The 21260-nt window shown below is 45.4% G+C and carries 16 protein-coding genes; 13 read left to right on the top strand and 3 right to left on the bottom strand.

Annotated features, from left to right (window positions below; all coding sequences use genetic code 11):
* Positions 1-4 precede the first annotated feature (4 nt).
* From ftsW to MSG36_RS14045, 13 genes are all read left to right on the top strand, one after another.
* Positions 5-1201 (top strand): cell division protein FtsW, encoded by a 1197-nt coding sequence (gene ftsW, locus MSG36_RS14105; protein WP_048609688.1) that lies wholly within the window; start codon positions 5-7, stop codon positions 1199-1201.
* A 12-nt stretch (positions 1202-1213) separates the two neighbouring features.
* Positions 1214-2275: an undecaprenyldiphospho-muramoylpentapeptide beta-N-acetylglucosaminyltransferase gene (murG, locus tag MSG36_RS14100; RefSeq protein WP_081230866.1), complete on the top strand. Its 1062-nt coding sequence runs from the start codon at positions 1214-1216 to the stop codon at positions 2273-2275.
* A gap of 13 nt (positions 2276-2288) precedes the next feature.
* On the top strand, positions 2289-3749 hold the full coding sequence (murC, locus tag MSG36_RS14095) for a UDP-N-acetylmuramate--L-alanine ligase (RefSeq protein ID WP_017059288.1): 1461 nt from the start codon (positions 2289-2291) through the stop codon (positions 3747-3749).
* A gap of 191 nt (positions 3750-3940) precedes the next feature.
* Complete coding sequence (locus MSG36_RS14090) at positions 3941-4720, top strand: cell division protein FtsQ/DivIB (protein WP_029235089.1); 780 nt, start codon at positions 3941-3943, stop codon at positions 4718-4720.
* On the top strand, positions 4713-5981 hold the full coding sequence (ftsA, locus tag MSG36_RS14085; RefSeq protein ID WP_010434747.1) for a cell division protein FtsA: 1269 nt from the start codon (positions 4713-4715) through the stop codon (positions 5979-5981). Before MSG36_RS14090 ends, ftsA begins: the two co-directional genes overlap by 8 nt.
* Before the next feature lie 31 nt (positions 5982-6012).
* The gene (gene ftsZ / locus MSG36_RS14080) at positions 6013-7242 is read left to right on the top strand and encodes a cell division protein FtsZ (protein WP_017059291.1); all 1230 of its coding nucleotides are present in this window, start codon (positions 6013-6015) and stop codon (positions 7240-7242) included.
* Between the two features lie 96 nt (positions 7243-7338).
* Positions 7339-8256: a UDP-3-O-acyl-N-acetylglucosamine deacetylase gene (lpxC, locus tag MSG36_RS14075; protein WP_010434751.1), complete on the top strand. Its 918-nt coding sequence runs from the start codon at positions 7339-7341 to the stop codon at positions 8254-8256.
* A gap of 390 nt (positions 8257-8646) precedes the next feature.
* Positions 8647-11373 carry a preprotein translocase subunit SecA gene (gene secA, locus MSG36_RS14070; RefSeq protein WP_061039495.1) on the top strand — a complete coding sequence of 909 codons (2727 nt, stop codon included), beginning with the start codon at positions 8647-8649 and terminating at the stop codon, positions 11371-11373.
* A gap of 307 nt (positions 11374-11680) precedes the next feature.
* Positions 11681-12079, top strand: a complete 399-nt coding sequence (gene mutT / locus MSG36_RS14065; RefSeq protein ID WP_048618233.1) for an 8-oxo-dGTP diphosphatase MutT — start codon at positions 11681-11683, stop codon at positions 12077-12079.
* A gap of 92 nt (positions 12080-12171) precedes the next feature.
* The gene (gene dapB, locus MSG36_RS14060; RefSeq protein WP_020628676.1) at positions 12172-12996 is read left to right on the top strand and encodes a 4-hydroxy-tetrahydrodipicolinate reductase; all 825 of its coding nucleotides are present in this window, start codon (positions 12172-12174) and stop codon (positions 12994-12996) included.
* Positions 12997-13499: 503 nt separating this feature from the next.
* A complete protein-coding gene (carA, locus tag MSG36_RS14055) occupies positions 13500-14639 on the top strand; it encodes a glutamine-hydrolyzing carbamoyl-phosphate synthase small subunit (RefSeq protein ID WP_048609692.1) in 1140 nt (379 codons plus the stop codon).
* A gap of 16 nt (positions 14640-14655) precedes the next feature.
* Complete coding sequence (carB, locus tag MSG36_RS14050) at positions 14656-17886, top strand: carbamoyl-phosphate synthase large subunit (protein WP_017059294.1); 3231 nt, start codon at positions 14656-14658, stop codon at positions 17884-17886.
* 195 nt (positions 17887-18081) lie between these two features.
* Positions 18082-18861 (top strand): TSUP family transporter, encoded by a 780-nt coding sequence (locus MSG36_RS14045; RefSeq protein WP_010434762.1) that lies wholly within the window; start codon positions 18082-18084, stop codon positions 18859-18861.
* Here MSG36_RS14045 and MSG36_RS14040 read toward each other — a convergent pair.
* From MSG36_RS14040 to MSG36_RS14030, 3 genes are all read right to left on the bottom strand, one after another.
* On the bottom strand, positions 18812-19657 hold the full coding sequence (locus MSG36_RS14040; RefSeq protein ID WP_050651928.1) for a LysR family transcriptional regulator: 846 nt from the start codon (positions 19655-19657) through the stop codon (positions 18812-18814). The genes MSG36_RS14045 and MSG36_RS14040 overlap by 50 nt on opposite strands.
* A gap of 132 nt (positions 19658-19789) precedes the next feature.
* On the bottom strand, positions 19790-20371 hold the full coding sequence (locus MSG36_RS14035; protein WP_050651927.1) for a flavodoxin family protein: 582 nt from the start codon (positions 20369-20371) through the stop codon (positions 19790-19792).
* Positions 20372-20615: 244 nt separating this feature from the next.
* Complete coding sequence (locus tag MSG36_RS14030) at positions 20616-21233, bottom strand: TRIC cation channel family protein (RefSeq protein WP_050649519.1); 618 nt, start codon at positions 21231-21233, stop codon at positions 20616-20618.
* Positions 21234-21260 lie beyond the last annotated feature (27 nt).

Genomic DNA, 21260 nt, shown 5'->3' with positions numbered 1-21260 from the left:
TTCAGTGCAAAGAGTGAAAGAGATCAATCAATCTATTTGGCAATGGCTTAACCGTGCCACACCAGAGGCGCTTTACGATCGTCAATTGGTATGGATTGCTCTTGGACTGATGCTGACGGGCTTAGTGATGGTAACGTCGGCTTCGTTTCCTATCAGTGCTCGTTTAACCGATCAGCCATTTCACTTTATGTTCCGTCATGCCATCTTCCTTGTGTTGGCGTTAGGTGTCTCCAGCGTCATATTGCAAATCCCGATGCAGCGCTGGTTTCAATACAGTATGTATCTACTGGGCTTGTCCTTCTTCTTGCTGATTGTGGTATTGGCCGTCGGTAAATCGGTTAACGGCGCATCGCGTTGGATCCCTTTAGGGCTATTTAACTTACAACCTGCTGAAGTCGCCAAGTTATCGCTGTTTATCTTTATGGCGGGCTACTTGGTCCGTAAACAGGACGAAGTGAGAAAAACCTTCTTCGGTGGTTTTGGTAAACCGATCATGGTGTTCGGCGCCTTTGCCGTGTTGCTACTGGGCCAGCCCGATTTAGGTACTGTGGTCGTAATGCTAGTGACCCTGTTCGGCATGCTATTCATTGCTGGTGCTAAGCTTTCACAGTTTATCGCCTTGATGGTGGCAGGTATTGCTGCGGTCGTCGGTTTGATTGTTATAGAACCTTATCGTGTTCGACGTGTTACCTCATTCTGGGAACCTTGGAACGACCCGTTCGGCAGTGGTTACCAGTTAACTCAGTCATTGATGGCTTTCGGCCGTGGTGATTGGATGGGACAAGGGCTCGGTAACTCAATTCAGAAACTCGAATACCTACCCGAAGCGCACACCGATTTTGTATTTGCTGTGTTGGCAGAAGAATTGGGTTTTGTTGGCGTGACCTTGGTGTTGATACTGATCTTTAGCTTGGTTTTTAAAGCCATTTTTATTGGTAAAAAGGCCTTTGAAAATGACCAAGTATTCAGTGGTTATCTAGCATTTGGTATCGGTATTTGGTTTGCATTTCAGACGCTTGTTAACGTGGGTGCAGCTTCAGGCATTGTCCCAACCAAAGGTCTAACCTTGCCGCTGATCAGTTATGGTGGTTCAAGCCTTATCGTGATGTCGGTGGCGGTGTCTATGCTGCTGCGTATCGATCACGAATGTCGAATGCAACAAAAAGAACAAGCCGATAATCAAAACGAATTAGTAGAATAAGAATCTAACGTGATGAAACAAAACAAAAAACTTTTAGTGATGGCTGGTGGTACTGGCGGTCACGTTTTCCCAGGGTTAGCGGTAGCTAAAAAGCTTCAGCAACAAGGCTGGGAAATTCGCTGGTTAGGAACGGCAGACAGAATGGAAGCGGATTTGGTACCAAAGCATGGTATTGAGATCGACTTCATCAAGGTGAAAGGCCTGCGTGGTCAAGGCATTAGCAAGTTAATTAAAGCGCCGTTTCAGATTATTAATGCCATACTTCAAGCAAGACAACACATTAAAGCATGGCAACCTGATGTGGTGCTTGGCATGGGTGGTTACGTGAGTGGCCCGGGTGGTATCGCGGCATGGTTGTCTGGCATTCCAGTGGTTCTGCATGAACAAAATGCAGTGGCAGGTTTAACCAACCAATGGCTGTCTAAGATTGCTAAAAAGGTTTTCCAAGCTTTCCCTGGTGCTTTCCCTACCGCAGAAGTGGTGGGTAACCCAGTACGCGAAGATGTGGTTGCCTTAGCTGAACCCGAGCAACGCATGGCTGAGCGAGATGGTGACATCCGCATATTGGTTATGGGCGGCAGTCAGGGCGCCAAAATCCTAAACGATACCATGCCAGTAACGATGGCGCAGCTTGGTGAAGGCTTCACTGTGATGCACCAAGCGGGTAAGAACAATCAACAACAAGTTATTGAGCAATACAAATCACATTCTGTTGATAATGTTCAAGTGACTGAATTTATTGATGATGTGGCGCAAGCTTATGAGTGGGCAGATCTATTAGTGTGTCGCTCAGGTGCATTAACCGTATCAGAAGTGTCTGCGGCAGGTGTCGGATCTATCTTCGTTCCGTTTATGCACAAAGACAGACAACAAGCGTTGAATGCCGACCATTTAGTTGAATGTGGCGCAGCGTTAATGATTGAACAGCCTCAACTAACGGCTGATAAGCTGGCGAACACTATCGCGCAGCTTGATAGAAATGAATTAAAAATGATGGCTACAAAAGCTCGTCAAGCCGCCAAGCTTGATGCTGATGTGACCGTCGCTGAAGCGATTAAAGCTTTAGCAAAATAATGAGATTGAATTGATGACGATTGAACATACCCAAGACTTAGCGCAAATCCGTGCAATGGTGCCAGAGATGCGCCGTGTTAAATCTATCCACTTCATTGGTATTGGTGGTGCCGGAATGAGCGGGATTGCTGAAGTCTTGCTAAATGAAGGCTACCAGATCACGGGTTCTGATATTGCTCAAAACCCAGTGACTGATCGTTTAGTTAGCAAGGGTGCGACCGTTTATATCGGTCACCAAGCAAGCAACGTTGCCGACGCAAGTGTGGTGGTGGTTTCAACCGCTATCAACGAAGAAAACCCAGAAATTATTGCAGCTCGTGAAGCGCGCACACCGATCGTTCGTCGTGCAGAAATGCTGGCTGAGCTGATGCGTTTTCGTCACGGCATTGCTGTGGCAGGTACGCACGGTAAAACAACCACGACTGCGCTAGTGACACAGATTTACTCGGAAGCAGGTCTAGATCCAACCTTCGTAAACGGTGGTTTGGTGAAAAGTGCTGGCACTAACGCACGTTTAGGTTCAAGCCGTATTCTTATCGCTGAAGCCGATGAGAGTGATGCGTCATTCTTACATCTGCAACCAATGGTTAGTATCGTAACTAACATTGAAGCGGATCATATGGATACCTACGGCGGCGATTTTGAAACGCTAAAGCAGACGTTTATCGATTTCTTACACAACCTACCATTCTACGGTCAGGCTGTGATGTGTGTTGATGATCCAGTAGTGCGTGAGCTTATCCCTCAGGTAAGTCGCCAGGTGATTACTTATGGTTTCTCTGAAGATGCGGATATTCGTATTGAGAACTACGTACAAGAAGGTCAACAAGGTAAGTTCACGGTAGTACGTGAAGGTAAAGCAAACCTTGATATCACGTTAAACATTCCAGGTCGTCACAATGCATTGAATGCATCCGCGGCGATTGCTGTTGCAACAGAAGATGACATCAGCGATGAAGCGATTCTCAAAGCGATGGCGGGAACTGAAGGCACGGGGCGTCGTTTCGATCACCTAGGTGAGTACGAAACAGGTAAAGGCGTTGCAATGTTGGTCGATGATTACGGTCATCACCCAACCGAAGTTGATGTGACGATTCAAGCAGCACGAAGTGGCTGGACTGATAAACGTCTTGTAATGATCTTCCAACCGCACCGTTATAGCCGTACTCGCGATCTGTATGATGATTTTGCGAACGTTCTTGAGCAGGTTGATGTCCTAATTCTGTTAGATGTTTATTCTGCGGGTGAGAAACCTATTGCAGGGGCTGACGGACGTTCATTAAGTCGAACTATTCGCGGGCGTGGTAAGATAGATCCAATCTTTGTTGCCGATATCAACGCACTGCCATCGGCTTTAGCTAACGTAATTCAAGGTGGTGACCTTGTTTTAACGCAGGGTGCGGGCGATGTTGGTCGAGTAGCGAAGCAGTTGGAATCGTTACAGTTAGACATTAATAAAATGCAGAACGCGTAACAGAATACTGTCTACAGACTGTGGTCAATCGCTCACTTCTTGCGATTGACCTAAAATTGACCAAAAATCTTATTATCAACGTTTGATAGTTTGATTTTGCTCAGTATAATTCATAGGTTAAAGTAAGTGCTTTTACCTCTATTACGAAGATAGGGAATAGAATTGCGAACCAACGACAGGGAATGCGGGCTTTGGTAGAAAGTACTTTTAGCGAAAACCGCCACCTATTCAGTTTACCGTCGCTCAAGAAACACGCCTTAGGTGGGTCTTTTTTTGTCATGGTATTGCTATTCATTGGGTTTCTTTTCTATACCACACTGACTTGGATGTGGGACGATCAGCGATTGCCTCTCTCCAAAATAGTACTTCAAGGCGACTTAACTTACGTAACCGCTGGTGATGTTCAACATGCCTTTAGCGAGCTAGAGCATATTGGAACCTTCATGTCGCAAGACATCGGTGTGTTGCAAGACAGTTTAGAAGCGTTACCTTGGGTCTCAGTGGTCTCCATTCGTAAGCAGTGGCCAGACACAATAAAAGTATTTTTGACTGAGTACCATGCAGCAGCAATCTGGAACGGTAACATGCTGCTGAATGATGATGGTCAGGTGTTTAATGGTGATATCGGCCTGTTGAAGGGCGATAGAGTTAAGCTTTACGGCCCAGACGGCACCAGCCAAGAAGTGATAGAAAAGTGGCGACAGATAACCCCTTTGATTAACAGTCTAGGGTTAACCGTTACCTCACTCGTTCTCAATGAGCGTCGCGCTTGGCAAATAATCCTAGATAACGGTATCCGTTTAGAACTAGGTAAAGATTCTTTAGATGAGCGTGTTGAACGCTTCATTTCGCTTTACAACGAACTTGGTAGTAAAGCGAATCAAGTGAGCTACATCGACCTCAGGTATGATACGGGAGCCGCTGTAGGCTGGTTTCCAGAGCAAGAGTTAGAAGAGAGCACAGATGACTAAGACCGCAGATGACAACATAATCGTTGGTCTTGATATAGGCACTGCGACCATATCAGCTCTGGTTGGTGAAATATTGCCTGATGGTCAAATCAATATCATTGGTTCTGGGCAAAGCCCATCCAGAGGTATGGATAAAGGTGGTGTAAACGACCTAGAGTCGGTAGTTAAGTCGGTTCAGCGAGCTATTGATCAAGCAGAGTTGATGGCGGAATGCCAAATCAGCAATGTATTTATCTCGCTATCGGGTAAACATATCGCAAGCCGAATTGAAAAAGGCATGGGCACTATCTCTGATGAAGAGGTGTCTCAAGACGATATGGATCGAGCGATCCATACCGCGAAATCAATTAAAATAGGTGATGAGCAGAGAATTCTGCACGTGATCCCACAAGAATTTACCATTGATTATCAAGAAGGGATTAAGAACCCACTTGGTTTATCTGGTGTTCGAATGGAAGTCAGTGTTCACCTAATTTCTTGCCATAGCGACATGGCGAGAAACATTATTAAAGCTGTTGAACGATGTGGTCTCACTGTAGAACAAATCGTGTTTTCAGGACTTGCCTCAAGCAATGCGGTAATTACTGAGGACGAGAGAGAGCTTGGAGTGTGTGTGGTAGATATCGGTGCGGGTACAATGGATATTTCCATTTGGACTGGCGGCGCACTTCGACACACAGAAGTCTTTTCCTACGCAGGAAATGCAGTAACCAGTGATATTGCCTTCGCTTTCGGCACGCCAGTGAGCGATGCTGAAGAGATAAAAGTAAACCATGGTTGCGCTCTGAGTGAACTCGTAAGCAAGGATGATTCTGTTAACGTCCCAAGTGTTGGTGGTCGCCCATCGAGAAGTTTGCAACGACAAACTTTGTCGGAAGTGATTGAACCACGTTACACTGAACTTATGGGTCTCGTTAACCAAACTATTGATACGGTTCAATTACAGCTACGAGATGAAGGTATTAAACACCACCTTGCAGCTGGCGTCGTTCTCACTGGTGGAGCGGCACAAATTGACGGGTTGGTAGAGTGTGCGGAACGTGTTTTCCGCAATCAAGTTCGAGTTGGTAAGCCATTAGAAGTTAGTGGCTTAACTGACTATGTTAAAGAGCCGTATCATTCTACGGCGGTTGGTTTACTTCATTACGCAAGAGATTGTCAGATCAGTGATGAAGGTGATTACAGCGAACCTAAGCGTTCAGCACCTTCTATGTCTGGTTTATTTGGCAAATTGCGTAATTGGATACAAAAAGAGTTTTAACCTGAGTTGCAGGAAAAAACGGAGATAACACATGTTTGAACCGATGATGGAAATGTCTGACGATGCAGTAATTAAAGTCGTTGGAGTTGGTGGCGGTGGCGGTAACGCTGTTGAGCACATGGTACGTGAATCAATCGAAGGCGTAGAATTCATCAGTGTTAACACTGATGCACAAGCACTTCGTAAAACAAGCGTGAGCAGCGTGATCCAAATTGGTGGTGATATCACTAAAGGTTTGGGCGCTGGTGCAAACCCACAAGTAGGCCGTGATGCAGCTCTCGAAGATCGAGAAAGAATTAAAGAAGTTCTAACTGGCGCCGATATGGTATTTATCGCAGCTGGTATGGGCGGTGGTACTGGTACAGGTGCTGCTCCAGTTATTGCTGAAGTTGCGAAAGAGTTGGGTGTGCTAACGGTTGCTGTTGTAACTAAGCCATTTAGCTTTGAAGGCAAAAAGCGTTTAGCGTTTGCTGAGCAAGGTATTGAAGAGCTTTCTAAACATGTGGATTCTTTAATTACGATTCCAAATGAGAAGCTACTTAAAGTACTTGGCCGCGGCGTAACTCTGCTAGAAGCTTTCGCAAGTGCCAATGATGTACTTAAAAACGCTGTACAAGGTATCGCTGAGCTAATTACTCGCCCTGGTATGATTAACGTCGATTTCGCGGATGTTCGCACCGTAATGTCTGAGATGGGTCATGCAATGATGGGTAGCGGTATCGCAAAAGGTGAAGACCGTGCTGAAGAAGCTGCTGAAACGGCAATTTCTAGCCCACTACTAGAAGACATCGACCTAGCTGGCGCACGTGGCGTTCTTGTGAACATCACAGCAGGCCTAGATATGCGTCTAGATGAGTTCGAAACAGTAGGTAATACAGTTAAGGCATTCGCATCTGATAACGCAACAGTTGTGATTGGTACTTCTCTAGACCCTGATATGACGGATGAAATCCGTGTAACTGTTGTAGCAACTGGTATCGGCACAGAGAAAAAACCAGACATTACATTAGTTGCTGGTGGTAAAGCTAAGGTGGCACCAACTCCTCAACCACAGGTAGCGGCTCAAACTGCACCAAAAGTGGAAGAGAAAGTGGCACAACCATTGCAAGAAAAAACTGAGGTTAAACCTCAAGTTAAGCCGCAGCCAACAACGTCACCTGTTTCTTCAGGTACAGGCGCTAGCCAAAGTGCAGCACCTAAGGCTGAGAAAGAGAGTGGATACTTAGATATTCCAGCATTCTTACGACGTCAGGCTGATTAACAAATACCCAAAATTTGACTATCGTCGAATTAATGGTAAAATTCGCGGTCGGTAAATACTGACCGTGATTTGTAGCACTGATAACGAGGCAAGCAGATGATCAGACAACGTACTCTGAAAGAAATTGTGAAAACAACTGGTGTGGGTCTCCACTCTGGTCGTAAAGTCACACTTACTCTTCGCCCGGCAGCTGCAAATACAGGTATTGTTTATCGTCGTACAGATGTAAATCCACCTGTAGATTTCCCAGCTGATCCAGCGTCAGTTCGTGACACTATGCTATGTACAGCTCTTGTTAATGACGAAGGCGTACGTATCTCTACAGTGGAACACCTTAACGCAGCTTTAGCGGGTATGGGCATCGACAACATTATTGTTGAAGTAGATGCTCCTGAGATCCCAATTATGGATGGTAGCGCAAGCCCATTCGTATACTTGCTACAGCAAGCGGGTGTAGAAACACTGAATGCAGCGAAGCGTTTTATTCGTATCAAAAAGCCTATCCGTTTTGAAGATGGCGATAAGTGGGCAGAATTTGTTCCATTTAACGGCTTCCGTATGGACTTTGAGATCGACTTTAACCACCCAGCAATTGAATCTGATGAGCAACGTTTGTTGTTTGATTTCTCTTCACAAGGTTTTGTGAAAGAAATTTCTCGCGCTCGTACTTTCGGCTTCATGCGCGACATTGAGTATCTACAATCTCAAAACCTAGTACTTGGTGGTAGCTTTGATAATGCTATCGTACTTGACGAGTACCGAATTCTTAATGAAGAAGGTCTACGTTTTGACAATGAGTTCGTAACTCATAAAGTACTAGATGCGATTGGTGACTTGTACATGTGTGGACACGCTATTATTGGTGAGTTCCGAGCATACAAATCAGGTCACGGCCTAAACAACCAACTACTACGTGCAGTACTTGCTGACGCAGAAGCTTGGGAATGGGCAACATTCGAAGAAGAGGTAGGCTCTCCTGTTGCATTTGCTGAGCCAGGAATGGTTCTAGCGTAATTGTTGTTTACAACAATATAAGATTTCGAAAACCAGGTCATTGACCTGGTTTTTTTGTATCTATTTTCCAGATACAGTGTCGTCAACATCCGAAAGTTGTCTCCCAATGAGCTGCAGTCTGGCTAATCCATCAGCAATTAGAAAGAAAAGTTCCAAGCACATCAAACAAATGGGGTTATAAATGGTTGTTGGTGTGAAAATTACTTACACTAAAGGGCATTAATTTTAACTCAAGCCTTGAAAACTCTACTCTCAAGTACAATATCAAAGATACTAGATTTATCTCAGTATCCTTGGTTAGTAACTGAAGACTAGTTCATAGCTAGTAGAGACACTGACGGCATTTAAAATAGATCGCGGACGATCTGAGAACGAAGAGATTCCAAGCACATGATTACTAAGCTGCTGACAAAGGTAATTGGCAGTCGCAATGACAGAACACTGCGCCGCCTTAGAAAAATTGTAAAAGAAATTAATAACTTCGAACCAACGTTTGAAGCTCTTTCAGACGAAGAACTAAAAGCAAAAACGGTTGAGTTTCGTGAGCGCTTAGATAAAGGTGAATCGCTAGACCAACTTCTACCTGAAGCATTTGCTACGGTACGTGAAGCGTCTAAGCGTGTTTACGGCATGCGTCACTTTGACGTGCAAATGATTGGTGGCATGGTTCTAAATGCTGGCCAAATTGCAGAAATGCGTACTGGTGAAGGTAAGACTCTTACAGCAACCCTACCAGCTTATCTTAACGCCCTACCTAGCAAAGGTGTTCACGTAGTAACGGTGAACGACTACCTAGCGAAGCGTGATGCGGAAACAAACCGCCCATTATTTGAATTCCTTGGTATGACTGTTGGCGTGAACGTGCCAAACATGGCTCCACCAGAGAAGAAAGAAGCGTACCAAGCGGATATCCTATACGGAACAAACAACGAGTTTGGCTTCGATTACCTACGTGACAACATGGCTTTCCGTGCTGAAGATCGTGTTCAACGTGAGCGCTTCTTTGCTGTTGTCGATGAGGTTGACTCAATCTTAATCGATGAAGCTCGTACTCCACTTATTATCTCTGGCCCAGCTGAAGATAGTTCAGATCTTTACACGCGTATTAACACGTTGATCCCTAACCTTGAGCGCCAAGATAAAGAAGATTCTGAAGAGTACCGTGGTGAAGGTCACTACACCATGGACGAGAAATCGAAACAAGTTCACCTGACTGAAAACGGTCAAGAATTTGTAGAAGAGCTAATGGTCAAAAACGGCCTGATGGAAGAGGGTGATACGCTTTACTCTCCGACAAACATCAGCCTATTGCACCATGTTAATGCAGCGCTGCGTGCACACGTACTGTTTGAGAAAGACGTCGACTACATCGTTACTGAAGAAGGCGAAGTGGTTATCGTTGATGAACATACTGGTCGTACTATGCCAGGTCGTCGTTGGTCTGAAGGTTTACACCAAGCTGTTGAAGCTAAAGAAGGTGTGAAGATTCAGAATGAAAACCAGACGCTAGCATCGATTACATTCCAGAACTTCTTCCGTCTATACGAAAAGTTGTCAGGTATGACAGGTACAGCCGATACAGAAGCTTTCGAATTCCAGTCTATCTACGGCCTAGAAACGGTGGTTATCCCAACCAACAAACCTATGGTTCGTAACGATATGCCAGATGTGGTTTATCGTACTGAAGAAGACAAGTTCAATGCGATCATTGAAGACATCAAAGACCGTGTAGCAGCTGGTCAGCCATCATTGGTTGGTACGGTTTCTATCGAGAAGTCTGAGCTACTGTCTAACGCACTGAAAAAAGCAAAAATTAAGCACAGCGTTCTAAATGCTAAATTCCACGAAATGGAAGCAGAGATCGTTGCACAAGCTGGTATGCCGAGCGCGGTAACTATCGCAACTAACATGGCTGGTCGTGGTACCGATATCGTGTTAGGTGGTAGCTGGCAGGCACAAGTTGAGAAGCTAGAGAATCCAACCAAAGAGCAGATCGAGAAGATCAAAGCTGACTGGAGGGTAATCCACGATAAAGTGCTTGAGTCAGGTGGTCTGCACATCATTGGTACTGAGCGTCATGAATCTCGCCGTATCGATAACCAGCTACGTGGTCGTTCTGGTCGTCAAGGTGATGCGGGTTCTTCTCGTTTCTACCTATCAATGGAAGATTCTCTGCTACGTATCTTCACATCGGATCGTATGGCTGGTCTTATCCAAAGTGGTATGGACGAGGGCGAAGCTATCGAATCTAAGATGCTTTCTCGCTCAATTGAAAAAGCACAACGTAAAGTTGAAGGTCGTAACTTCGATATTCGTAAGCAGCTTCTTGAGTACGATGATGTAGCCAATGACCAACGTAAAGTGGTTTATGAGCTTCGTGATGAACTGATGAGTTCTGACGACATCAGCGAAATGATCGAACACAACCGTGAAGATGTACTAGCATCAGTGATTGATGAATACATCGCACCTCAGTCTCTTGAAGACATGTGGGATATCGCGGGTCTACAAGATCGTCTGAAGAATGACTTCGATCTAGACTTTGATATTCAAGGTTGGTTAGACGAAGACGACAAGCTTTATGAAGAAGCATTGCGTGAGCGTATTCTTGGTATGGCGGTTGATTCGTACAAACAGAAAGAAGAAGTGGTTGGTGCTCAAGTACTGCGTAACTTCGAGAAATCTGTGATGCTACAAACGCTAGACGGTCTTTGGAAAGAGCACTTGGCTGCGATGGATCACCTTCGTCAAGGTATCCACTTACGTGGTTACGCTCAGAAGAACCCGAAACAAGAGTACAAGCGCGAGTCGTTTGAACTGTTTGAAGGCCTACTAGATGTACTAAAAACAGACGTTGTTACCATCCTTTCTAAAGTTCGCGTTCAGCAACAAGAAGAAGTTGAAAAGATGGAAGCTCAACGTCAAGCTCAAGCTGAAGAAGCGGCGCGTCGTGCACAAGCACAACATGCAACGGCTGAAAACCAGCTAGCTGACGATGAAGCTGAAGCGGCATCTCCACAAACGGTAGTACGTGATGAGCGTAAAGTGGGTCGTAACGAACCATGCCCATGTGGAAGTGGCAAGAAGTACAAACAGTGTCACGGTAAAATAGACTAAGTCTGGTGAATCGTTGCTGTAACGGATGATTGCAGTGTCGGAGGTACTCACTTACTAACGTAAGCTCTGTGCCTCCTCCTTGCACTCACCACGTCACAGCTTAGCTTCACACAAACTTATTGATAAAAAGAGTCGCTTAGGCGGCTCTTTTTGTATGTGAAAATAATAAGGTTTCGATAGCGTCATCCTCGAGAGTGAGGGACGAGCGAGTCGGGGATCTTTCGAACTAACAAAAGAGCAGATTCCCTATCTAATTCGTTCCTCATTGTAGGGAATGACGCTAGGGACATAGAAGGAACACCAACACATGAAAAGAATCCATATTGTAGCTGGCATTATCTTTAACCAAGATAAGTCACAGGTATTTATCACTAAACGTCCGGACGACAAACACAAGGGCGGTTTTTGGGAGTTCCCTGGTGGCAAGGTTGAAGAGGGTGAAACCATTGAGCAAGCGATGACTCGTGAGCTTGACGAAGAGATTGGCATCAAGGTGACAGAACAGTCTCTGTTTGAGCACCTTGAATTTGATTACACCGATAAGTCGCTTAAGTTCGACTTCATCCTTGTGACCGACTTTGAAGAGCAGCCTTATGGCAAAGAAGGTCAACAAGGTGAATGGGTGAGCCTAGAATCATTGAATCAATACGCCTTCCCAGAGGCAAATGTGCCAATTTTAGAGCGAGTAATAAAAGAGTTTTCGTAATTGCTAGCCTGAGTTTGAGATTGTTGTTAGTTTAAAGAGATTAATCGATTGAACGTTGCTGCAAGAGATCAGTGGCAACGGTAACCAAAACAATGGAGATATTCGCAGTGGTAAGAATTGCAATTGCAGGAGCAGCGGGCCGCATGGGTCGCAACTTGGTGAAAGCCGCTCATCATAATTCAGAAGCAAGTGTTGGAGCTGGTTCAGAGCGTCCAGAGTCATCTTTGGTCGGCGTAGATGTCGGCGAGTTATGCGGTGAAGGTCGTTTTGATGTTGCTTTAGTCGATGATTTGTCTAAAGCCATCGAAGAGTTTGATGTGATTGTCGATTTTACTGCCCCTGTTAGCACATTAGCGAATATTGAACTTTGTAAACGTCACGGTAAAAAACTGATTATCGGTACGACGGGTTTCTCTGAAGAAGAGAAGCAGGTGATTGATGCTGCTTCAAAAGAGATGGCGATCGTAATGGCACCTAACTACAGCGTTGGTGTGAACCTGGTCTTTAAGCTGCTAGAGAAGGCCGCTAAAGTAATGGGCGACTATTGTGATGTCGAGATCGTTGAGGCTCATCACCGTCATAAAGTCGATGCACCGTCAGGTACTGCGATTGGTATGGGCGAAGCTATTGCGGGTGCGATGGGCAACGAGCTGAACGATGTAGCCGTATGGTCACGCGAAGGTATTACTGGTGAGCGTACTAAAGATGAGATTGGTTTCGCGACGATTCGTGCCGGTGACATTATTGGTGAACACACCGCTATGTTTGCTGATATCGGTGAACGAGTGGAAATTACCCATAAAGCCACTGATAGAATGACCTTTGCTAATGGCGCAATCAAGGCCGCGGTTTGGTTAAATGATAAACCAGCAGGCTTTTATACCATGACGGATGTGCTTGGTTTGAATGACCTGTAAATAGATATTTATGCGCTGGCAATTGCCGGCGCTTTCTTTATTTGGTACCTTTTCCTTCGTAATCTCCCTTCTACGATCTTCCTTCTACTTTCTTCTTATCGTCATTTTTCCTCTATTTTTGTGCTGTTTATGTGGTCTTTAGTGTGTTTTTTGTTTTAGATCTTTAAATTGTCATGTTTTCTCTTGGTATTTATCGATTGCGTTTTGTTGCTGATATTTTTATCACTCTATGGTTGGCTAAAATGAGGGGTGAAAATTAGAAAATCGTAATATTCGAGCTAAATGCGTATGAAAGTTGAACTTTTGGAGCTTTGAGGGGGTAAATTGAATTAGTCCTTACAAATGTTTAATTTCTTTTGAGTTAAATGTTGACACGTATCACGCAGATCACTAAAATACCGCCAATTTGTCTAATTTCCATAAACACGCAGTTTTTGGTGTTGCAGGAAGGTAGATTTGCAAATTAAATCAATTTTAATGCATTTTTATTTCTGGAGGTTGTCTTGAAGAAGTCAGCACTACTCGTCCTAGAAGATGGGACAGTATTTCACGGTGAAGCCATTGGCGCTGTAGGTTCTGCAGTTGGTGAAGTCGTTTTTAATACCTCGATGACGGGGTACCAAGAAATCCTCACTGATCCTTCCTATTCTCAACAAATCGTTACCCTTACTTACCCTCACATTGGCAATACCGGAACCAATTCCGAAGACGAAGAATCTTCTTCAATCCACGCTCAAGGCCTTGTGATTCGCGATCTCCCTCTAATCGCTTCTAACTTCCGTAATGAACAATCCCTTTCTGATTACCTTAAGTCGCAAAACGTTGTTGGTATCGCTGATATCGATACTCGTAAGCTGACGCGTATTCTTCGTGAAAAAGGCGCACAGAACGGTTGTATCGTAGCGGGTAACAACCTAGACGAAGCTTTGGCTCTAGCTAAAGCAAAAGAATTCCCTGGCCTGAAAGGTATGGATCTTGCGAAAGAAGTTACAACAAAAGAAGCGTATCAATGGAAACAAGGTTCGTGGACGCTTACGGGTGGACTTCCTGAAGCGAAAGCAGACTCAGAATTGCCATACCACGTTGTTGCTTATGACTTCGGTGCCAAACGAAACATCCTACGAATGCTTGTTGACCGCGGCTGCCGCCTAACGGTTGTTCCTGCTGAGACTTCAGCTGAAGAAGTACTTGCTCTGAACCCAGACGGTGTTTTCCTTTCAAATGGCCCTGGTGACCCAGAACCATGTACTTACGCAATTGAAGCGACAAAAGTGTTCCTAGAAAAAGGCTTACCAATCTTCGGTATCTGTCTAGGTCACCAGATTCTTGCTCTTGCGTCAGGCGCTAAGACAGTGAAGATGAAGTTTGGTCACCACGGTGCAAACCACCCAGTGAAAGATTTAGATCGTGATGTTGTGATGATTACTTCGCAAAACCACGGCTTTGCTGCTGACGAAGAGACCCTTCCAGAGACACTACGTGCAACGCACAAATCACTATTTGATGGTTCTCTACAAGGTATTCACCGTACAGACAAACCAGCATTCAGCTTCCAAGGTCACCCTGAAGCGAGCCCAGGTCCAGAAGACGCAGCGCCGTTATTCGACCACTTTATTGAACTAATCAAACAGCACACAGCGTAATTCGGAGTAGTAGACAATGCCAAAACGTACTGACATTAAAAGTATTCTTATTCTAGGTGCTGGCCCGATCGTTATCGGCCAAGCATGTGAGTTCGATTACTCTGGTGCTCAAGCTTGTAAAGCGCTTCGCGAAGAAGGTTACCGAGTTATTCTTGTAAACTCGAACCCAGCGACAATCATGACTGACCCAGATATGGCCGATGCAACTTACATCGAGCCTATCCAATGGGAAGTTGTGCGTAACATCATCGCTAAAGAGAAGCCTGATGCAGTTCTACCTACCATGGGTGGCCAAACTGCATTGAACTGTGCTCTAGACCTAGAAAAGCACGGCGTTCTTGAAGAGTTCGGTGTTGAAATGATTGGTGCAACGGCTGACGCTATCGATAAAGCAGAAGACCGTTCACGCTTCGATAAAGCAATGAAAGCAATTGGCCTTGAGTGTCCAACTGCTGATACAGCGAAAACGATGGAAGAAGCTTACAAAGTTTTAGACATGGTTGGCTTCCCTTGTATCATTCGTCCATCGTTCACGATGGGTGGTACGGGTGGCGGTATCGCTTACAACAAAGAAGAATTTGAAGAAATCTGTCGTCGTGGTTTGGACTTATCTCCAACAAACGAACTTCTTATCGATGAATCACTTATCGGTTGGAAAGAGTACGAGATGGAAGTGGTTCGTGACAAAAACGACAACTGCATCATCGTATGTGCGATTGAAAACTTCGACCCAATGGGTATTCACACAGGTGATTCAATCACTGTGGCTCCAGCTCAAACGCTGACAGACAAAGAATACCAACTAATGCGTAACGCATCTCTAGCAGTACTGCGTGAGATTGGTGTTGAAACAGGTGGTTCAAACGTACAGTTTGGTATCAACCCGAAAGATGGCCGTATGGTTATCATCGAGATGAACCCACGTGTATCTCGCTCTTCAGCACTAGCATCTAAAGCAACAGGTTTCCCAATCGCTAAGATTGCTGCGAAACTGGCTGTTGGCTTCACGCTAGACGAGCTAATGAATGACATCACTGGCGGCGCAACGCCAGCATCATTCGAACCAACAATCGACTACGTAGTAACTAAGATTCCTCGTTTTAACTTCGAGAAATTTGCAGGTGCTAACGACCGTCTAACGACGCAAATGAAGTCTGTTGGTGAAGTTATGGCTATCGGCCGTAACCAACAAGAATCTCTACAAAAAGCACTTCGCGGCCTAGAAGTTGGTGCGACTGGTTTTGACGAAATGGTAGACCTAGACGCACCAGATGCTCTAACGACTATCCGTCACGAACTTAAAGAAGCTGGCGCAGAGCGTATTTGGTACATCGCTGACGCATTCCGTGCTGGTATGTCGGTAGACGGTGTATTCAACCTAACGCAAATCGACCGTTGGTTCCTAGTTCAAATCGAAGACATCGTTAAGCTAGAGCAAGAACTTAAAGCGAAAGGCTTTGCTGGTCTAAATAAAGACGAGCTAAACAAGCTTAAGCGTAAAGGTTTTGCTGATGCGCGCCTATCTAAGATTCTAGGTGTAGCAGAAAGCGAAATCCGTCGTCTACGTGACCAATACGATATCCACCCGGTATACAAGCGTGTAGATACGTGTGCAGCTGAGTTCTCTTCAGACACGGCTTACATGTACTCATCTTACGATGACGAGTGTGAAGCAAACCCAACAGACAAAGAAAAAATCATGATTCTAGGCGGCGGTCCAAACCGTATCGGCCAAGGTATTGAATTTGACTACTGTTGTGTACACGCATCACTAGCGCTACGTGAAGATGGCTACGAAACTATCATGGTTAACTGTAACCCTGAGACTGTTTCTACAGACTACGATACGTCTGATCGTCTGTACTTCGAACCAGTAACTCTGGAAGACGTACTAGCAATCGCTCGCGTTGAGAAGCCAAAAGGCGTTATCGTTCAGTACGGTGGTCAAACGCCACTCAAACTGGCACGTGCTCTTGAAGCAGCTGGCGTACCAATCATCGGTACTAGCCCTGACGCAATCGACCGTGCAGAAGACCGTGAGCGTTTCCAAGTTGCTGTAGACCGTCTAGGCCTACTTCAGCCAGAAAACGCAACAGTAACAACAATGGAGCAAGCGGTAGAGAAATCTCGTGAAATCGGCTTCCCACTGGTTGTACGTCCTTCTTACGTACTTGGTGGTCGTGCGATGGAAATCGTATACGACGAGCAAGACCTACGTCGCTACTTCAACGAGGCAGTTAGCGTATCAAACGAATCTCCAGTACTACTTGATAGCTTCCTAGATGACGCTGTTGAAGTAGACGTAGATGCGATTTGTGACGGTGAGCGCGTTGTAATCGGCGGTATCATGGAGCACATCGAGCAAGCGGGTGTTCACTCAGGTGACTCAGCATGTTCTCTTCCTGCATACACGCTAAGCCAAGAAATCCAAGACGTAATGCGCGAGCAAGTTGAAAAGCTAGCGTTCGAGTTGGGTGTTCGTGGTCTGATGAACACGCAGTTTGCTGTTAAGAACAATGAAGTGTACCTAATCGAGGTTAACCCTCGTGCAGCACGTACGGTTCCATTCGTATCTAAAGCAACTGGCGCGCCAATCGCTAAGATTGCCGCTCGTGTAATGGCGGGTCAATCTCTAGAGTCTCAAGGCTTTACGAAAGAAATCATCCCACCTTACTACTCAGTGAAAGAAGTTGTACTTCCATTCAACAAGTTCCCTGGTGTTGACCCACTGTTAGGCCCAGAAATGCGCTCTACTGGTGAAGTTATGGGTGTTGGTGCGACGTTCGCAGAAGCATACTCTAAAGCTGAATTGGGTTGTGGCAACATCTACCCAGAAGGCGGTCGTGCACTTCTTTCTGTTCGCGAAGGCGACAAAGAGCGTGTTGTTGACCTAGCATCTAAGCTATCTAAGCTTGGTTACCAGCTAGACGCAACTCACGGTACTGCGGTTATCCTTGGCGAAGCGGGCATCAACCCACGTCTAGTAAACAAGGTACACGAAGGTCGTCCTCACATTCTTGACCGTATCAAGAACAACGAGTACACGTACATCGTGAACACTGCAGCTGGCCGTCAAGCGATTGAAGATTCTAAAGTTCTTCGTCGTGGTGCACTTGCTGAGAAAGTTAACTACACGACTACGCTAAACGCTGCATTCGCGACTTGTATGGCGCACACTGCAGACGCGAAAACGTCAGTAACTTCAGTTCAAGAGCTACACGCTCAGGTTAAAGCTTCTCAAGCTTAATTGCCTAAAGTGTATCGCTGTTAAGCGGATATAAATGCTCAAAGCCCACTCTTCGGAGTGGGCTTTTTTATGTCTGTTATTCCGCGGTAACTTAATGATGAATATTTGGAATAGGTTAGAATCTTGTGTTTCGTTATTGCTCGTCTGCCGTGAGTGGTAACTTGTCGCTACACAGGACTTTAAGGCGTTGGGTATATGGAAATCACTCTAGAAATATTGGCTATCTTGTTTGTTGTTGCAACGGCAGCAGGCTTTATTGATGCAATGGCTGGCGGCGGTGGGTTACTGACTCTACCTGCATTGCTAGCGGCTGGAGTTCCACCGACGCAGGCATTGGCAACCAACAAACTCCAAAGCTCATTTGGCAGCTTCTCTGCGAGTTGGTATTTCGTGCGCAACGGTATTGTCAGCATCAAAGAGATGCGCCTCGCGATCTTTTGTACCTTTATTGGCTCTGCAATTGGCGCTGAGTTAGTCCAGCACATTGATGCGAGCCTACTGACTAGTGTTATCCCACTGCTGCTTATCGCTATCTCTCTCTATTTCCTGTTGGCACCGCAAACTAGAGCGTCTGAAGGAAAACAGAAGATCTCTGAGGCGATGTTTGCTCTGTGTGTGGGTGGCGGTGTGGGTTTCTATGATGGCTTTTTTGGCCCAGGAACAGGCTCTATCTTCACCGTCTGCTTTGTTGCGATTGGTCACTTCTCGTTAGTCGATGCTACGGCGCGCACTAAGGTACTTAACTTCACCTCGAATATCGCTGCCTTGATTTTCTTTATTTTGGCTGGTTTACCTATTTGGGAGTTGGGATTAGTGATGGCGGTCGGCGGTTTTATGGGCGCTCAGCTTGGCGCGAAAGTGGTGGTGACAAAAGGGCAAAAATGGATTCGCCCTCTTGTGATCGTGATGTCGATGCTAATGGCGTCTAAACTGCTTTGGGAACAGCATCAACAATGGATTCTATCAGTGTTTTAACTCGTGGAGACTGATAGCTATTTGGTCTGACACAGATATGAATCGGTCGAATTAAGCCTGCTAATTCGGTGAAGCTATACAGATATTGAGACTCAATATTGAGTGTTTTTACGATAGAGAGCGGGATCAATGCTGGCCCAGTCCCGCCCAATGCAAGTTGCGCCGCTGCGGTGTAGGCATCCATCTCCATTAAGGGCTTGATACCAAACTTCTCTAATACAGAAAGTTGATAAGAATTGGCGGGGTTGGTCATATCGTTGGTAATCACCAGTGGAGGAAGCTCCGTTAGCGGTGACTTACTCACTATGTAAAACGGCTCATCAAATAGATGGAAGGTCATCAACCCATGATGCGGTGGCAGTAAGCCAGCACACAACCCCAAGGTCGCCTTACCAGATTGCACTCGCTCTATGATTCTCGGCGTGTGGTTGGTGGTAATGGTGATGTACTTATCTTGCAGGATAAATTGGCCCATCATCTCACCTAAATAACCGGCTATCAGAGACTTAGAGCTGTCTAGGGTGATGAGAGTGGTATCTTCCAACTCTTGCTGTTCATAAATAAGCCCGCGAAGTTCATTGAATGTAGGGCCAATACTCTCGATCAATGCTATCGCATCTGGCGTGAGTTTTATCTGTCGGCCACTCGGTTCAATGAGCTTTTTACCTAGCTTCTTTTCTAAATTCGCAATCCGTTTGCTGACCGCTGATTGGCTGATATAAAGCAAACTGCCTGTGCGGCTCATGGTCTTGGCTTTACTCAATACCAGTAGAGTTTCGATTCCTTCGAGTAGCATTGGGTTATATTCATGAAAGTTGGGAATGATTGTTTCAACTTACCTCAAATAACATTCATTCTCTAGTCTTGGGCTCATAGATATCAATCAAGCTAGGAGTTTTGAAGCTAGCCCGTCAGCTAACTAGTTAGTTTAGGTTCTCTTAACTAGACTCGCGATGCGCTGACCAAAATAGAAAGCAGTCTGAAGATCGTTACTGTTGATGTGACTATTGGTGCTATCTGTCGTCTCATCTTCACTGGCAACCAAACCAATGCTTGATCCTGTGCGATTCAAACCTAAGTCATCAATGTGCTTTGAGATATCAAGCCCTGCCCAAATCATGCCATGCTGACAAGCCAGAGTGAAAAAGCTCAACAAGGTTTGTTGCTGCTCGCCGTTAAGGCTGCCGCCTGTGGTAAAACCCGCTGCGAGTTTATTTCGCCATGCTTTCTTACAGTAGCTATCACTGCTTGCATCCATAAAACTCTTAAACTGAGCGGCTGGTGAACCCATGTAAGTCGGGGAGCCAAAGATAATGGCGTCACAGTTGTCTAATGACTTGAGCTTATCATCATTGTCATATCTTCCTTCGACCACTTCAGAAGATAGCACTTCGACAAGGAGTACTGAGTTAGGTTGTTGAGTGTTAATGCCTTCAGCGATTGTCTCAGCAACTTGCTTAGTTGCTCCATTCTTAGAGAAGAAAACAATGCCCACTTTACCAATACTCATCTTGAACTCCCTTTTGCCAATGTTAGTAAATATATTTATTTATAAAGCTATTTGTTTATTAATATAGCCTGTGGGTTATATAAGTAAACAAAAAACATTACTAACTTGTTGGCTAACGACCTAACTAAATTGAGTGTTAGGAAAAGAGGGGGGAGCTTTGAAGAATGGAAATAGAGGGTATCAGTGATTTTAAACGTGATTAAAAAAGGCCCCTTTGCGGAGCCTTTCACTTTGTAACGATAGCTTATTTGATGGCGAAGGTCGGCAATGATAAATGCCAACGAATAGCGCCAAGCCTGATCAATAGTGTTGAGAACACGCCGGCCAGAAATGCAGTTTCTGAATCGTGCCCCATGCTGATCGCCATGGTATGGAAAGCGCCACCAATGATACAAGCGGTCGCGTAGACTTCACTTCTTAGAATCATTGGCACTTCACGGGCAAGCACGTCACGGATAATACCGCCACCGCAGCCGGTTATGACACCCATAATGATGGCCACTAGTGCTGAATCTTGATAGATAAGCGCTTTTTCTACACCAATGCCTACAAACACCGCTAAGCCAATCGCATCACATACCGGCAATATCCACCAAGCCAGACGTTTTGGGCGTCTTACAATAATCATGGTCAGCAAACAGGTGATGATGATGACCCAAAGGTAGGTGGTATCGGTGATCCAAAATACGGGAGTCGCGCCCAGAGCCATGTCTCGAATTGTACCGCCACCAATTGCGGTAACACTACCTAGAACGGCGACGCCAAAGGGATCCATCTTAAGACGGCCAGCGACAAATACGCCTGAGACGGCAAAGATGGCAGTGCCAAATAAATCGATAATATAAAGCAGCATGGAGTCCATGATACTGGTGCTCTTATAGTTAAAATT

This window comes from Vibrio sp. 1CM8B, assembly GCF_023161685.1.
GTDB classification, from domain to species: Bacteria; Pseudomonadota; Gammaproteobacteria; order Enterobacterales; family Vibrionaceae; genus Vibrio; species Vibrio coralliirubri.
This window is presented reverse-complemented; position numbering and strand designations above follow the sequence as displayed.